This window comes from Pseudomonas sp. Z4-20 (genome assembly GCF_051131955.1).
In the GTDB taxonomy this organism is placed as follows: Bacteria; Pseudomonadota; Gammaproteobacteria; order Pseudomonadales; family Pseudomonadaceae; genus Aquipseudomonas; species Aquipseudomonas marvdashtae.
Genome location: NZ_CP071641.1, coordinates 50257 through 65200, shown reverse-complemented (window position 1 = coordinate 65200; position 14944 = coordinate 50257). Strand labels below are relative to the sequence as shown.

Here is a 14944-nt window from a genome sequence, read left to right as displayed (position 1 = left end):
ATTCATGACAGTTTTGTTTCAAACGATTCTTTAGCTGTGCAATGCTGGCGCCTGAACCGTTCGCCAACTACAGCTTAAGTACAAGTAGAACGATGTGGCACCGTCAATTTGTCCCTTTGGGACGCTAACAGGGGGCTCCTCATGCTGACCCTGCTGAATCTACTCTCCGCCGTGGCCTTGCTGATCTGGGGCACGCATATCGTCCGTACCGGCATTTTGCGGGTCTACGGCTCGAACCTGCGCCATGTCATTGGCCAGAACATGTCCAAGCGCTGGCTGGCGTTTATTGCAGGAATCATGGTCACGGCCATGGTCCAGAGCAGCAACGCCACGGCGATGCTTGTCACGTCCTTCGTCGGCCAAGGGCTGATGACGCTGACCCCTGCCCTGGCGACCATGCTCGGCGCGGATGTCGGCACCGCCTTGATGGCCCGCGTACTGACCCTGGACCTGTCGTGGTTGTCACCGCTACTGATTTTCCTCGGGGTGATTTTCTTTCTGTCGCGCAAGCAGACCCGTGTCGGGCAGATGGGCCGGGTCGGCATCGGCCTCGGCCTGATCATCCTGGCCTTGCAATTGATCGTCGAAGCCGCTGCGCCGATCACCCAGGCCCAGGGCGTAAAAGTGATTTTTGCCTCGCTGACCGGCGATATCCTGCTCGATGCCTTGGTCGGCGCGCTGTTCGCCATGATTTCCTATTCCAGCCTGGCGGCCGTGTTGCTGACTGCGACACTGGCGGGCGCCGCCGTGATCAGTTTGCCAGTGGCCATCGGCCTGGTGATCGGTGCCAACATCGGCAGCGGCATCCTGGCCTTCCTCAGCACCAGCATGCAGAACGCCGCCGGACGCCAAGTAGCGCTGGGCAGCCTGCTGTACAAGCTGATCGGCCTGGTGCTGATCATTCCGGTGCTCGATCCACTGGTGGGCTGGCTGGACGGTCTGGATTTCAGCCCCCAGGAAACCGTCATTGGCTTCCACTTGCTCTACAACTCCGTGCGTTGCCTGGTCCTGCTGCCAAGCGTCGGACCCATGGGCAGGTTGTGCGCATGGCTGCTGCCGGAACGTGCGGAAATCAAGGGTACGGCCGCGCCCCGGCACCTGGACCCCGCCGCCCTCGCCACCCCGAGCCTGGCGCTGGCGAACGCGGCCCGGGAAACCTTGCGCATCGGCGATCTGATCGAAAACATGCTCGAAGCCATGCTCGGCGTGTTGCGTGGCGAGCAAACGGCAATCACCCAGCAAGTGCGCGGCATGAGCGACGATGTCGAGGCGCTGTGCAGCGCCATCAAGCTTTATATGGCGCAAATGCCGCGTGAGGACCTCAGCGAGCAGGACAGTCGTCGCTGGGCGGAAATCATCGAGCTTGCAATCAATCTCAAGCTGGCTAGCGACCTCATCGAGCGCATGTTGCGTAAGGTCCAGCAACAGAAAACCTCGCAACGTCGATCTTTTTCCGAGGTGGGCCTGGAAGAGCTGGCGGGATTGCACAGCCACCTGATCGCCAACCTGCGCCTGGGGTTGTCGGTATTCCTTAGCGCCGACCGGGAAAGCGCCCGCCAATTGCTACGGGAGAAACGGCGTTTTCGCGCACAGGAACGGCGCATGGCCCACGCCCATGTCAGCCGTCTGCACCGCAAGGTCGTGCAGAGTATCGAGACCAGCTCCCTGCACTTGGAGCTGATTGCCGACATGAGGCGCTTGAATTCGCTGTTCTGCGGCAGCGCGTACGTGGTGCTGGAAACCTCGGAGATCGGTGCGCTGGCCGTTGATGAAATTTCCGACATCACGCATTCACCTTGAACGACTGGCGCCTGGGCCAGTCATTAAAAAGGGCCGGACCTCAAGCCAATCGAGCCAGACAACTCCCACGGTCATGAACACAGCGCAAATCCAAAGTGGGAGCGCACCTGCTCGCGATAGGGCTGGCCCGGAACCATGGATCGTCATTCAGCCGCCAGGAAGCCTGCCATGCGTTGTCTGTTACTCGCCCTGCTTTTGTTCGGTTCCCTACCCGTGGTTGCCCTGGACCGGTTCCAGGTCGAAGGCTACACATTGCCCAACGGTATGCAGCTGTTGCTCAAGCCCGGCAATGACCGTGGACACGTAGCGATTCGGCTGGTGGTCGGCGTGGGCCTTGATGATTTCAAGTGCGCCGACAAGGAGCTGCCGCATCTGCTTGAGCACTTGCTGTTCAGCGGTGTCGACGATAGCGGCGAAGGCGGCCTGGAAGAACGCATGCAGGCGTTGGGCGGCGAATGGAACGCCTTTACCAGCAATGCCGATACCACGTTCGTCATCGAGGCGCCCGCGAGCAATCAACGCAAGGTCCTGGATTTGTTGCTGGCGCTGCTGACCCGCACCCGCATTGACGACAAGGCCCTGCAAGCGGCCAAACGAGTGGTTGAACGCGAAGACGGCGGGCATTACACCCATCTGCAACGTTGGCTGGACCGCCAGGACATCGGCCACAAGGCCAGCAATCAGCTGGCCGTGGAGCTGGGCTTGCGCTGCGCGGAACGGGCCGAAGTCGAGCACCTCACCCTTGCGAAGGTCGAGCAGGTGCGCAAGGCCTGGTATGCCCCCAACAACATGACGCTGATTGTCGTCGGAGACCTCGACCGTCTGCTCCCGGCCTACCTGGAGCGCACGTATGGCGAACTCGAACCGGTCGAGCCCAGCGTCCACGCGCCGCTGCCGCAAATCCGCTACAGCGCGGTCACCAAACGCAACCTGACCCGCGGCCTGGTCGGCGATGGCGCCAAGCTTCACTGGTTGTTTCCAGAGCCGGTGCTGGGGCAGCAACACGACGAAACCTTCGACTTGCTCAAGGATTACCTGGACTGGGCGCTCTATCGCCAGCTGCGCCTGGCCAACAACCTGTCTTATGGCCCCTGGGCCGAGCGGGAAGTGTTGGGTGGCGTCGGTTTCATGGGCCTGAACGCCGACCTGAGCCGCGAGGATCTGCCCCAGGCCGAGCAGGCGCTGGAAGCGCTGCGTACCACCCTGCTCAAGGACGGCCTGGATCCCGAGAGCTTCGTGCGGATAAAACGCGCGGCCATTGCCCATCAATCCTGGGCCGTTCAAGGTAACAGCGCACTGGCCGATTACTATTGGAGCGCCTTGGGCGATTACGAGGATGGCCGCTTCGCCAACCCCGCCGCCCGCTTGCAGGCTGTGAGCCTGGAACAGGCTAACCAGGCCGTGCGCGAACTATTGAAGGATCCTGGGTATTTACGCATCGAAAAACCGTTGGTCAGCGATGACGAGCTTGTCTGGGGCCTGAGCGGGTTGGTGGCGTTGTTGCTACTGCTGTTGGCGTGGCGCTTGCGCCGAAGGGCGCTTCGCAAAACGGCATAAACCCTCGCCAAGGCGACGCTCGTCACATCGAGGTCCTGGCGATACTCTGTCAGGGATATTTCCTACGACTTACTGTGAAACCGCCGAATGCCGAACCTGACTCAGTTTATCCAGCGCATCCTCGAACTGATGAAGCGCTACCCAGGGGTCATCGCCCTCGGCGGTTTCATCTCCGGGGTCGGCAGTTTCATGCTGGTGGACCGTCAGCAAGGCCTGGCGACCTGGATCGCCATCATGATGCTGGTGAGCTGGCTCTGGCTGATGCTGGAAAACAGCCTGACCCGGCTGTTCACCAAGGTTTTCAAACGGGAAATCCCCCAGCCGCTGTTGCGTTACGCCACGCAGATGATTCACCAGGAAAGCCTGTTTTTCGTCCTGCCGTTTTTCTTCATCACCACCACTTGGAACAGTAGCCAATTGCTCTTTACCGGGCTGCTCGCCGCGGCGGCGCTGGTCTCGATCATCGATCCGCTGTACTACAAATGGCTCGCCCCCCGGCGCTGGGCCTTCCTGGCGCTGCATACACTGACCCTGTTTGCCGCCCTGCTCACGGCGTTGCCGGTGATCCTGCACCTGACCACCGACCAGAGCTTCAAGCTGGCGCTGGGCATCGCCATGCTGTTGTCGTTCCCGAGCCTGGCCTCGATCTTTCCGATCCGCACCGTGCGCAACGCCCTGGCGATTCTGTGCATCACCTTGGGGATTGGCGCCGCCGGCTGGGTGCTGCGCTCCTGGGTGCCACCCGCCACGCTGTGGATGACCGAAGTCGCGATCAGCACCCAGCTGGAAGACCGCACGCCGGGCGCCAGCCTGAAGGAAGTCAGCGCCACCCAGATCCGCAGCAATGGCCTGTACGCCTACACCGCCATCAACGCGCCGCGAGGGCTCGATGAGCGGATCTACCACGTCTGGCAATTCAACGGCAAAGAGGTCGACCGTATCGCCCTGGATATTCATGGCGGGCGCAAGGAAGGCTATCGCGCCTGGACCCACAAGCAGAACTTTCCGGGCGACCCGACGGGCAAGTGGCAAGTGCGGGTGCTGACCGAGAACGGCCAGTTGATCGGCGTGTTGCGGTTCAAGGTGAACCCTTGAACCCTGACCCTCAACCAAAGAACCAGTAGCAAACCCCGATCGCCGCCACCACACCGGCGAGTTCGGCCAGCAGCGCGCAACCCACCGCGTGGCGCGCCCGTTGGATACCTACCGCGCCGAAATAGACCGCCAGGACATAGAACGTGGTTTCGGTACTGCCCTGGATGGTCGCCGCCACCAGGGCCGGGAAGCTATCCACCCCGGACGTCTTCATGGTTTCGATCAGCATCGCCCGGGCGGCACTGCCGGAAAATGGCTTGACCATGGCGGTCGGCAGCGCATCGACGAAGCGCGTGTCCCAGCCGGCCCACTCCACTAAGTGCCGGATGCCGTCCAAGCCGAAGTCCAGCGCGCCCGACGCACGCAGCACGCCGACGGCACAGAGCATCGCCACCAAGTACGGCAAGAGGTTCTTCGCAACGTCGAACCCCTCCTTCGCGCCTTCGACAAACGCCTCATACACCTTGACCTTGCGCAGCGCGCCCACCACCAGGAACAGGATGATCAGGCCGAACAGCGTCAGGTTGCCAAGAATCGACGACAGCCCCGCCAATGCCGTGGCCGAGAGCGTCGCCAGCAACGCCATGAAGCCGCCCAGCACCAGCGCACCCGGGATCAGATAAGCCAGCACCACCGGATCCCACAGGCGCAGGCGCTGCATGAAGGCCACCGAAAGCAGCCCCATCAGCGTCGACGCGCTGGTGGCGAGCAGGATCGGCAGGAACACCAGCGTCGGGTCCGGCGCGCCTTGCTGGGCGCGGTACATGAAGATCGTCACTGGCAGCAGCGTCAGCGACGACGCGTTGAGCACCAGGAACAAGATCTGCGCGTTGCTGGCGATGGTCGGGCTGGGGTTGAGGTCTTGCAAGGCGCGCATGGCCTTGAGGCCGATGGGGGTGGCGGCGTTGTCCAGTCCCAGGCCATTGGCAGCGAAGTTAAGGGTGATCAGGCCGATCGCCGGATGCCCGGCGGGCACTTCCGGCATCAAGCGCAAGAACAGCGGGCCGAGGGCCTTGGCCAGCCAATCGACGATGCCGGCTTTTTCCGCGATGCGCAGGAAGCCCAGCCACAGCGTCAATGTGCCGAACAGCAAGACCATGACCTCGACCGAGAGCTTGGCCATGGCGAAGATGCTTTCCACCATGGAGGCGAAAATCCCGGCGTTGCCGCCGATCAGCCACTGCGCCATTGCCGACACGGCCGCCACGATAAAGAAGCCAAGCCACAGGCCATTGAGCATCGGTAAGTCCCCCGGAAGATGCGGCGAATGATAGCGGGGCTGGCCAAAACGACAAACCCCGGATTTCTCCGGGGTTTGCCTGGCACGCTGACAACGCTCGCGATGATCCAAGCAAGGAATCAACGGTTGGACGTTTCACCCGCCGGCAGCGACTCTTTGCTGCGCCAGTGCGGCAGGGAGTTCCAATAGCGCTGGCCCTTGGCATCGTCATACATGCCTTCCCAACGGGAAATGACTAGCACGGCCAAGGCGTTGCCGATAACGTTCAGCGCCGTGCGGGCCATGTCCATGACGCGATCTACACCCGCGATGAACGCCAGGCCTTCCAATGGAATGCCAACGCTGCCCAAGGTCGCCAGCAGCACCACGAACGATACGCCCGGCACGCCAGCGATGCCCTTGGAGGTCACCATCAGAGTCAATACCAGCAGCAATTGCTGGCTGAGGGACAAGTCAATGCCATAGAGCTGGGCAATGAAGATCGCCGCGATACTTTGATACAGCGTCGAACCGTCAAGGTTGAAGGAATAACCGGTAGGCACCACGAAACTGCAAATGGCTTTTGGCGCACCATACGCTTCCATCTTCTCGATGATGCGCGGCAGCACCGTTTCGGAACTGGCGGTGGAGTAGGCCAGCACCAGCTCATCCTTGAAGATGCGCATGAGCCTGATCACCGAGAAGCCGAACAGCCGAGCAATCAGACCCAGCACCACGAAGGCGAAGAACGCGATAGCGACATAAACCAGGATCACCAGCTTCGCCAGCGGCAGCAGGGAAGCGAAACCGAAGTTGGCGACGGTCACCGCGATCAGGGCGAACACGCCGATAGGGGCGTATTTCATGATCATGTGCGTGACCTTGAACATGCTTTCCGATACGCCCTGGAACATTTTCACCAGCGGGTCGCGCAGATCCGATTGCAAGCTGGACAACCCGAGGCCGAACAGGACCGAGAAAAAAATGATTGGCAGCATTTCGCCACGCGCGACGGCCGCGAAAATGTTGGAAGGAATCAGGTTGAGAATGGTCTCGACGAACGCGTGTTCATGTTGGACTTCGGCGGCGGTGGCCTGGTATTTGGAAATATCCACAGTTCCCAGGGTGCTCATATCAATGCCATTGCCCGGCTGGAAGAAATTCGCCAGGAGCAAGCCGACGACGATAGCGATTGTGGTGACGACTTCGAAATAAACGATGGTCTTGAAGCCGATCCGCCCCAGCTTCTTCGCATCTCCCACCCCGGCAATGCCGACAATCAGCGAGGAGATGACAATTGGGATTACGATCATCTTGATCAGACGGATAAAGATATCGCCTGCCGGTTGCAGCACGTTGCTGATCCACCAGGCCTTCTCGGCACTGAAGTGGTTGAGCAGCGCGCCGATTGCAATCCCGAGGACCAGACCGATGAGGATCTGCCAGGCGAGGCTTAATTTTGCCTGCTTCATATCATTACCCTTACTTCAGTTGGAATCGGGCAGGGCGCGGACTGACCGCCAATGACGTCAGTAGTCATGCTTCTGCCCCCGTATAAGGTCACCCGGAGCGCGTACGGCGCGCTTACTGGCAGGCGAAAAAAGGCGCAACTATTGCCACGCAAGAGGGGATCGTCTAATGCCGTAAACGCCTACCCTATGCCGAATCGGCATGAGATTTACAAATCGAAACGTTCGTCCCAAGCGGTTCGGATACGACATTCGATCAGGCATAAACGCCGTCAACCGGCCATTTCAGCGTAGTAGGGCTTGGTTTTTCAGGTAGGAGGATTCGATGAAAGGCGGCGCGGGGAAATGCACTTTGACCGGCCAAACAGGTTGAGCGCTCTCCGATATACGGTCACGCGCCGATGGACGGGTGAAAGAGCGAGACAATAGGCCACGGCGTTTTGCAGGTTAGGCCAGAAAATAGCCAACCGCTCTAGCGAGAGGTTTAGCGAACACAAGCTCTACGCAAGTTCGCCAAGTCTGCGCGACTTTGCGAACTTGCGTTGCAGCTTTTTACCTGACCCGGCCCTTTCGCAGGCACCCCTTGTGCCCGTAGGTCACTCCGACCCTGATGGTCAGAACGTCCCAGCCCCCTGGTCATGCTTAGGCCCTCCTCGGGCTTCGCAGAGAGAAAAGCAGGGCTGCCTTTCTCGTTTCAAGAAATCAGTACCAGTTCGGATCTTTCTTGAGCTGTTCCATTAACAGTTCTTGCATACCTTCATCGGGATTGCCGAGGAAGCGATAGTCCGCATGACGGGTGGGCGACTTGTCGGCTGGGAGGCCCGCAGGTACCTCGACCAACATGGCGTAGGCATCGTCCTTGTCGAAACTGACGGCTACGATCAGCCGCTTGCTCTTGCAGGTATCCTGGGTTTCGCACAATGGCCCGACCAGATACCGGTCGCCATCCTCCTCGACCGCATTCATTTGCTCCGAGGCACCGGTCAGGTTCATGACCCACTCCGGCAGACGTTCCTCCTTCTTGACCACTCCCTGCCAGGTCTCACGGTACTGCGGGTCTGCCTGAAGCAGTTGATTGACCCGCATCTGTCCGTCGTTGGCAGCCAGAGCCATGGCACTGCCGCCCAGTAGCAGGGCGGCCGCCAGTCCTTTGAATGACACGCTCATATTCAGCCTCGGCCGCGACGACCAAAAAAGAAGGAGGCGATGAACATGACCAGGAACACGACAAAGAGAATCTTGGCGATGCCCGTGGCGGTGCCTGCGATACCACCGAAGCCCAGTACGGCGGCGATGATGGCAATGATCAGGAAAGTAATTGCCCAGCTCAACATGGTGATTCTCCTTACGCTTTTCTATTTAGTTTTGGTCTGGCGACGATGGTTCCGGCGTAACGGACGACCGGTTTATCGAATTAGAAAACCCACCGCTCTTCACGAGGCATCTCGACAAATGGCTGCGGCTCGTCGACTTCCATCATTCGCATCGAAGCGGAGGCTTCGGCGAGATTGCTGACGGAGCTGAAATGGGTTTGCGGGGCACGATGAATCGATACCAGTGGCGCTTCCGGCTGCTGGCTTTCCTGCCAGAGCAGCAACTGCTGACCTGCCACAAGCGTAATCAGCAATGCGAGGACGGCCCACAGACTCTGCTGGATAGGCAGGGAGGTCATGCGAAACTGGGCGGCACGTTGACGATTCATCCTGAAATTCCTCCGCACCCTAGCGGTGATCTGGTTGAGGCGCTTTGAAACGCCACGTTGATCAGATCATTGCAGTCGGCATGCCAGAAATTTGATTTCAATAAATCACTTAAAGATCAATAGGTTATTGATTACGTCAAAAGAGCCAGGGGCGCATCCTGCACGATGGGCCGGACGTAAGTCGTGCGTTCTGCACGACCCTTCAGATACTCGGTGTAAGATTCTTTTTGAATTGCCAATCGGAAATGGATGTCGGAATGAGCGAGCCGAACCGTAGGAAGCGAAGAAGAACTAAAAACTGGATGCAAATCAGGCTTTTAGGTGCAGGACGTCCACAATGAAGCCTTCGATGGGTATTATTCGGTCAGAATCGACCATGCAACTTGCCCGATCTTTCTGACACTAACCATCATCATTAGCTAAAGGAGCGTAGGAAAAATGGAATCCGCCACTGAGCATCAAGGCCGCATTCTGCTGGTAGACGATGAGTCCGCCATCCTGCGTACCTTCCGTTATTGCCTGGAAGACGAAGGCTACAGCGTCGCCACCGCCAACAGTGCCGCGCAGGCCGATGCCTTGCTGCAACGCCAGGTGTTTGACCTGTGCTTCCTTGATTTACGCCTGGGTGAGGACAACGGCCTCGACGTATTGGGACAGATGCGTATCCAGGCGCCCTGGATGCGCGTCGTCATCGTCACCGCCCACTCGGCTGTGGACACTGCCGTCGATGCGATCCAGGCCGGGGCCGCCGATTACCTGGTCAAGCCCTGCAGCCCGGACCAATTGCGCCTGGCAACCGCCAAGCAACTGGAAGTACGCCAGCTGTCCGCCAGGCTCGAAGCATTGGAAGGCGAAGTGCGCAAGCCAAAGGACGGCCTCGATTCCCACAGCCCGGCGATGAAAGTGGTCCTTGAGACTGCCCGTCAGGTTGCCAGCACCGACGCGAACATTCTGATTCTCGGCGAGTCCGGCACCGGTAAGGGCGAACTCGCACGGGCCATTCATGGCTGGAGCAAACGCGCGAAAAAATCCTGCGTCACCATCAACTGCCCGTCGCTGACCACCGAACTGATGGAAAGCGAACTGTTCGGTCACAGCCGCGGCGCGTTCACCGGAGCCAGCGAAAGCACGTTGGGTCGGGTCAACCAGGCCGATGGTGGCACGCTGTTTCTTGACGAGATCGGCGATTTTCCCCTCGTTTTACAACCAAAGTTATTGCGTTTCATCCAGGACAAAGAGTACGAGCGGGTCGGTGACCCGGTAACCCGTCGTGCCGATGTACGTATTCTCGCGGCCACCAACCTCAATCTTGAGGACATGGTGCGCGACGGGCGCTTCAGGGAAGACCTGCTGTATCGCCTGAACGTCATTACCTTGCACCTGCCGCCACTGCGCGAGCGGACCGAGGACATCCTGACCCTCGCCGACCGCTTCCTGGCGCGCTTCGTCAAGGAGTACGCGCGCCCTGCGAGAGGATTCAGCGATGAGGCTCGCGAAGCCCTGCTAGGCTATCGCTGGCCAGGCAATATTCGCGAGCTGCGCAACGTGGTGGAGCGCGCCAGCATCATCTGCCCGCAGGAAAAAGTCGAAATCAGTCATTTGGGCATGGCCGAGCAACCGACCAACAACGCGCCGCGCATTGGCGCCGCGCTGAGCCTGGACGAACTGGAAAAGGCCCACATTGGCGCAGTATTGGCCACCGCCGACACACTCGACCAAGCGGCCAAGACCCTGGGTATCGACGCCTCTACGCTGTACCGTAAACGCAAGCAATACAACCTGTGAGCGGCACCTTATGAAACTGGCGATGAAGCTCCGTACCCGGCTGTTTCTCAGCATTTCGGCGCTGATCACCGTGGCATTGCTGGGATTGTTGCTTGGCCTGGTCAGTGTGTTGCAAATGGCCAATACCCAGGAACAATCGGTACGCGACAACTTCGTATTGCTGGACCTGGGCCTCAAGTTGCGCCAGACGCTGGGCGATCAACTGATGATCATGCTTGAGGAAAAGCCCGACCTGGCGGCGCTGGAAGAGTCCAAACGCGAGTATTTCGAGTTGTTGGACGAAGGTATCGCCCATGAGCGGGAACTGGATGACCCCGCAACCAGCTTCACCCGCGCCAAGGCTGACTACGTCAGTTTCCTCCAGGCTTTCGATGCCTCTCGCCAGCAACCGACACAGCTGACCGGCATCCAGGACCTCACTGAAAAATTCAACGTATTGCGTGGAGGCCTGATCGAGGGGTACCGACATGCCCTTAATAAAATCGGCGATACCCAGGACCGCGCCCGCGAACGCGCGCTACTGATTTCCGCCTTGCTGGGGCTGGTGGGATTGGCAGTGCTGATTATCGGCTTCGTGACCGCCCATGGCATCGCCCGACGTTTCGGCGCACCGATCGAAGCCTTGGCTGCTGCGGCCGACGACATCGGCCAAGGCAATTTCGAGGTGACCCTGCCGATCTCGTCAGCGGCGGAACTGAATCTGCTGACGCGCCGCTTCGGCATCATGGCCCAGGCGCTGCGCGAACATCAGGCGACCAATATCGATGAACTGCTCGCCGGGCAGCAGCGCCTGCAAGCGGTGCTCGACAGCATTGACGACGGCTTGCTGATGATTGATCGCCAAGGCCGGCTGGAGCATTTGAACCCGGTGGCCCAACGTCAGCTGGGCTGGGACGAGGAGCGCCTGGGCCAAGGCCTGGGCGAGGCGCTTGGACGTGTGGAATTGGATGAAGAGCTGCAACTGGTGTTACGCGGAGGCACACAAGAACGCGCGCCTGATGACTTGGGCATTGAGGTGGATGGCGAATCGCGAGTGCTGACCTATAGCCTGACACCGGTGATCCACACCCAAGGCCAAATCCTCGGGGCAGTAATGATCTTGCATGACGTCACCGAGCAACGGGCCTTCGAACGCGTGCGCAGCGAGTTCGTCCTGCGGGCGTCCCATGAGCTGCGCACCCCGGTGACAGGCATGCACATGGCGTTCGGGTTGCTGCAGGAGCGCATGCATTTCGCCGAGGACTCCCGCGAGGCAGACCTGCTCAACACGGTCAATGAAGAAATGCAGCGGCTGATGCAGCTGATCAATGACCTGCTTAATTTCTCCCGCTACCAGAACGGCTTGCAAAAGCTCACCCTGGCGCCTTGCTCCATCGAGGAACTGTTGGAGGCGGCGAGGATGCGGTTTGCAGCGCAGGCCGAGGGCAAGGGCATCGAGTTACTTGTGGAAATCCAGGGTCCTTTGCCGCGCCTGCACGCTGACGCCGCGCAGTTGGACCGGGTCCTGGACAACCTGATCGATAACGCAATGCGCCACACCAACGACGACGGCCAGATTCGTTTGCAGGCCCGACGCCATGGCGAGCGGGTGATTATCAGTGTTGAAGATAACGGCGAGGGGATTGCCTACGGCCAGCAAGGACGAATCTTCGAACCTTTCGTCCAGGTCGGACGCAAGAAGGGCGGTGCCGGGCTCGGGTTGGCGCTGTGCAAGGAGATCGTCCAGCTCCACGGTGGACGCATGGGCGTCTATTCCCGGCCAGGGCAGGGCACCCAGTTTTATATGGCCCTGACAGTCTGAGCAGGCGTCAGGCTTCGTCGTCCAGGCGTCGTACAAGCCGACGCCGCCCGCGGGTAATCAATTCGATCAGTTGCACCGCGCTGAGCGCATGGGCGAACAACCACCCCTGACCAAACTTCACGCCTTCGCTGCTCAAATACGACGCCTGGGCCTCATGTTCGATGCCCTCTGCAATCACCTTGAGCTGCAATGCATGGGCCATGCGAATGATGTGCGGGGCCACGCCACTGCTGGCGGCATCATGACCCAGGGCGTCGATGAACGCCTTGTCGATCTTCAGGCAATCGACCGGCAGTGTTTGCAGGTAAGCCAGGCTGCAATAACCCGTGCCGAAATCATCGATCAGCACCTGATGCCCTACATCACGCAACGACTGCAGGTTGTCCCGGGCGACCAGCGCATCGACCAGCCCGCGCTCGGTCACTTCAAAGGCAATCTGGTGCGCCGACACGCGATGCAGCGCCAGCAAACGGGCGATCACTTCGCCGATGCGCGGCACCATCACGTCACATGCCGCCAGGTTCACCGAGATGTACAAGTGGGGATTGGCCCGCAATAGCTGGCCCAACTGATCGAATAACCGCTGGAGAACAAAATCGGTTATCTGGCGGATCTGCCCGGTGTCTTCAGCCATCGGTATGAACAAGTCTGGACTGGTGAGGGTCCCGTCGGGCCGACGCCAGCGCAGCAGGGCTTCGGCGCCTACGCAGTTGCGGCTGTGCAGGTCGAAAATCGGTTGGTAAAGCACCTGCATTTCACCGCGCCGGATGGCCCCGTGCAGTTCCGCGTCCATGGATTGGCGCTGACGAGCCAGCAACAGGACCTGGAAGCCAATGCCCAGCCCCAGCATCAGGCTGATGGGCAGCATCCACCAGGCTTTGGTCGGAATCTGCAGGCTGCTGCGCGGCGCTATCAACACCAGTTGATATTCCGGATTGTCGGTCGACATTCTGTAGATCAGCCGGGTCTGCGTGACTTGCAAGGCGCTTTGGCTTTTGGGTGGCCAAGGTTCCGTCGGCGGCCAACGCTGCGGGGTGCCCAATACCGGAATGGCTCGCTCACCTTGATCAAGAACCACCAGCAGACTGCTGCCCGGGGGCAGATCGACAACGTCGGTCAGGTGTCCGCGAGACGTCGCGACCCGGAAATTGCCGCGCCCCAACATCAACGCCGCGCGATTTTCGTCAGGCTCCGTGGTGGTGTTGAGCCAGTAACTGTAGGCCGGACCCCGCAAGTCAGGTGGGCGAACCCACGACAAACCGCTCTGGCGCGGGCGATTGGAGCATACGCCGCTGCTGTCGATATAAGCCGCCTCGTAGACAAAACGATAGTTGAAGCTCACCTGTTGCAGGGTGGCGATCATGTCATCGTTGCAGCCGCGCAAGGGTTGAGCCTGCAAGTCGTCGAGGCTTTCGCGCAGTTGCCCGAAAAGCTGTTCCAAGCGTTGCAGGAAGCGTTCGCCCTGGGCATTCATCTGTTCGCTTTCACGCTGCTGGATCTGCTGTACTACCACGAACAGGCTTCCCGCCAGCAACAGTACCGTACTCAGGGCAGCCGCTATCATCGCCAGTAAGATAGGGCGATGGAGCCAGCTTTGCAGAGTCTCGCGGGCAGCCGTCATTATTGGTAATCCGAAAGTTACCAATGAGTTATAGCTTCTGTTTTGAATTTAGCCCGGCCAGTCAGACGGGCGTCATTATTTTGTCTGGTTGAGCACCTGCAAAATCGCCGCGCTTTGCGCGTCTGGCACGCCGTCGAACCGGGCCGGGCGGTAGCGCATCTGGAAGGCCGCCAGGACCTGATGAGTGGCAACGTCCCATTCGCCAGTGCGTGGAGTGGGGTAGCCGAGGCGGGCCAGCTCGGCCTGGAACCAGCTGGCGCTCGGTGGCTGCTCGGCGTAAGCGGCTTGCTGCCGTGCCACAGCCAGCTCGTCTGGCCAGACGCCCAGGCCGGACTGTGCCAGGCGCTTCCACGGAAACAACGGCCCCGGATCCAGCTTGCGCATGGGCGCAATGTCGCTGTGCCCAATGATATTGACGGGGCTGATCGCGTTACGTCGGGTGATGTCCTTGAGCAAGGCAATCAAGGATTGCACTTGGGCCTCGCTGTAGGGGAACCAGAGACGCCCGGTCGGCGTGTCGATATAGCCCGGATTGACGATTTCAATCCCGATGGAGCTGGAATTGAGCCATGTCCGGCCCTGCCATTCGCTTTCGCCGGCATGCCATGCGCGCCGGCTTTCATCGACCAGCTTGTAGATGGTCGCGTCCTTATCGTCGCCGATGAGGTAATGGGCACTGACTTCGCCGTGGGTCAGCAGCGACAGGGAACGCTCAAGGGAAGCCGAGGTGTAGTGCACCACGACAAACTGGATGCGGCTGTCATGATTGACGGACGGATGGCTGGTGTCGAGCCGGGGACCGCTCGCGCAACCGGCCAGGACAAGCAACGCAACGAGGAGCGGGAGAAGTTTCATGGCGAAGGCGTACACGCAGGGAAATAATGCAACAGTGTAA

At 59.9% G+C, this 14944-nt stretch carries 12 protein-coding genes; 5 read left to right on the top strand and 7 right to left on the bottom strand.

What is annotated here, in order from left to right; all coding sequences use genetic code 11:
- Positions 1–141 precede the first annotated feature (141 nt).
- The 3 genes from J3P82_RS00305 (at position 142) to J3P82_RS00295 (ending at position 4452) form a co-directional block, all read left to right on the top strand.
- Positions 142–1800 (top strand): Na/Pi cotransporter family protein, encoded by a 1659-nt coding sequence (locus tag J3P82_RS00305; protein WP_434559790.1) that lies wholly within the window; start codon positions 142–144, stop codon positions 1798–1800.
- A gap of 168 nt (positions 1801–1968) precedes the next feature.
- A complete protein-coding gene (locus J3P82_RS00300) occupies positions 1969–3357 on the top strand; it encodes a M16 family metallopeptidase (protein ID WP_434559788.1) in 1389 nt (462 codons plus the stop codon).
- 87 nt (positions 3358–3444) lie between these two features.
- A complete protein-coding gene (locus tag J3P82_RS00295; protein ID WP_434559786.1) occupies positions 3445–4452 on the top strand; it encodes a DUF5924 family protein in 1008 nt (335 codons plus the stop codon).
- A gap of 10 nt (positions 4453–4462) precedes the next feature.
- Here the strand turns inward: J3P82_RS00295 and J3P82_RS00290 are convergent, their stop codons facing one another.
- The 5 genes from J3P82_RS00290 to J3P82_RS00270 all read right to left on the bottom strand — a co-directional run bounded on the left by J3P82_RS00290 (position 4463) and on the right by J3P82_RS00270 (position 8842).
- Complete coding sequence (locus tag J3P82_RS00290) at positions 4463–5692, bottom strand: nucleoside recognition domain-containing protein (protein ID WP_434559784.1); 1230 nt, start codon at positions 5690–5692, stop codon at positions 4463–4465.
- 119 nt (positions 5693–5811) lie between these two features.
- Positions 5812–7143: a glutamate/aspartate:proton symporter GltP gene (gltP, locus tag J3P82_RS00285; protein ID WP_434559782.1), complete on the bottom strand. Its 1332-nt coding sequence runs from the start codon at positions 7141–7143 to the stop codon at positions 5812–5814.
- Between the two features lie 699 nt (positions 7144–7842).
- Positions 7843–8307 carry an inhibitor of vertebrate lysozyme family protein gene (locus tag J3P82_RS00280; RefSeq protein WP_434559780.1) on the bottom strand — a complete coding sequence of 155 codons (465 nt, stop codon included), beginning with the start codon at positions 8305–8307 and terminating at the stop codon, positions 7843–7845.
- Positions 8308–8309: 2 nt separating this feature from the next.
- Positions 8310–8474, bottom strand: coding sequence for a DUF1328 domain-containing protein (locus tag J3P82_RS00275; RefSeq protein WP_003177151.1), 165 nt, complete (start codon positions 8472–8474; stop codon positions 8310–8312).
- A gap of 80 nt (positions 8475–8554) precedes the next feature.
- Positions 8555–8842: a hypothetical protein gene (locus tag J3P82_RS00270; protein ID WP_434559778.1), complete on the bottom strand. Its 288-nt coding sequence runs from the start codon at positions 8840–8842 to the stop codon at positions 8555–8557.
- A gap of 438 nt (positions 8843–9280) precedes the next feature.
- Here J3P82_RS00270 and algB point away from each other — a divergent pair, with 438 nt between their 5' ends.
- Together algB and J3P82_RS00260 are read left to right on the top strand one after the other, a co-directional pair.
- Positions 9281–10627 (top strand): sigma-54-dependent response regulator transcription factor AlgB, encoded by a 1347-nt coding sequence (gene algB / locus J3P82_RS00265; protein ID WP_434559776.1) that lies wholly within the window; start codon positions 9281–9283, stop codon positions 10625–10627.
- A 10-nt stretch (positions 10628–10637) separates the two neighbouring features.
- Positions 10638–12428, top strand: coding sequence for an ATP-binding protein (locus J3P82_RS00260; RefSeq protein ID WP_434559774.1), 1791 nt, complete (start codon positions 10638–10640; stop codon positions 12426–12428).
- Positions 12429–12435: 7 nt separating this feature from the next.
- Here J3P82_RS00260 and J3P82_RS00255 read toward each other — a convergent pair whose 3' ends face one another.
- Together J3P82_RS00255 and J3P82_RS00250 are read right to left on the bottom strand one after the other, a co-directional pair.
- Positions 12436–14049: an EAL domain-containing protein gene (locus J3P82_RS00255; protein WP_434559772.1), complete on the bottom strand. Its 1614-nt coding sequence runs from the start codon at positions 14047–14049 to the stop codon at positions 12436–12438.
- A 75-nt stretch (positions 14050–14124) separates the two neighbouring features.
- Complete coding sequence (locus J3P82_RS00250; protein ID WP_434559770.1) at positions 14125–14904, bottom strand: N-acetylmuramoyl-L-alanine amidase; 780 nt, start codon at positions 14902–14904, stop codon at positions 14125–14127.
- Between the last annotated feature and the right edge of the window lie 40 nt (positions 14905–14944).

Bases quoted from the DNA above. Each gene is read 5' to 3' on its own strand.
- algB (WP_434559776.1), top strand. From the start codon at position 9,281: ATGGAATCCGCCACTGAGCATCAAGGCCGCATTCTGCTGGTAGACGAT.
- J3P82_RS00275 (WP_003177151.1), bottom strand. From the start codon at position 8,474: ATGTTGAGCTGGGCAATTACTTTCCTGATCATTGCCATCATCGCCGCC.
- gltP (WP_434559782.1), bottom strand. From the start codon at position 7,143: ATGAAGCAGGCAAAATTAAGCCTCGCCTGGCAGATCCTCATCGGTCTG.
- J3P82_RS00290 (WP_434559784.1), bottom strand. From the start codon at position 5,692: ATGCTCAATGGCCTGTGGCTTGGCTTCTTTATCGTGGCGGCCGTGTCG.
- J3P82_RS00280 (WP_434559780.1), bottom strand. From the start codon at position 8,307: ATGAGCGTGTCATTCAAAGGACTGGCGGCCGCCCTGCTACTGGGCGGC.
- J3P82_RS00250 (WP_434559770.1), bottom strand. From the start codon at position 14,904: ATGAAACTTCTCCCGCTCCTCGTTGCGTTGCTTGTCCTGGCCGGTTGC.
- J3P82_RS00300 (WP_434559788.1), top strand. From the start codon at position 1,969: ATGCGTTGTCTGTTACTCGCCCTGCTTTTGTTCGGTTCCCTACCCGTG.
- J3P82_RS00260 (WP_434559774.1), top strand. From the start codon at position 10,638: ATGAAACTGGCGATGAAGCTCCGTACCCGGCTGTTTCTCAGCATTTCG.
- J3P82_RS00305 (WP_434559790.1), top strand. From the start codon at position 142: ATGCTGACCCTGCTGAATCTACTCTCCGCCGTGGCCTTGCTGATCTGG.
- J3P82_RS00270 (WP_434559778.1), bottom strand. From the start codon at position 8,842: ATGAATCGTCAACGTGCCGCCCAGTTTCGCATGACCTCCCTGCCTATC.
- J3P82_RS00295 (WP_434559786.1), top strand. From the start codon at position 3,445: ATGCCGAACCTGACTCAGTTTATCCAGCGCATCCTCGAACTGATGAAG.
- J3P82_RS00255 (WP_434559772.1), bottom strand. From the start codon at position 14,049: ATGACGGCTGCCCGCGAGACTCTGCAAAGCTGGCTCCATCGCCCTATC.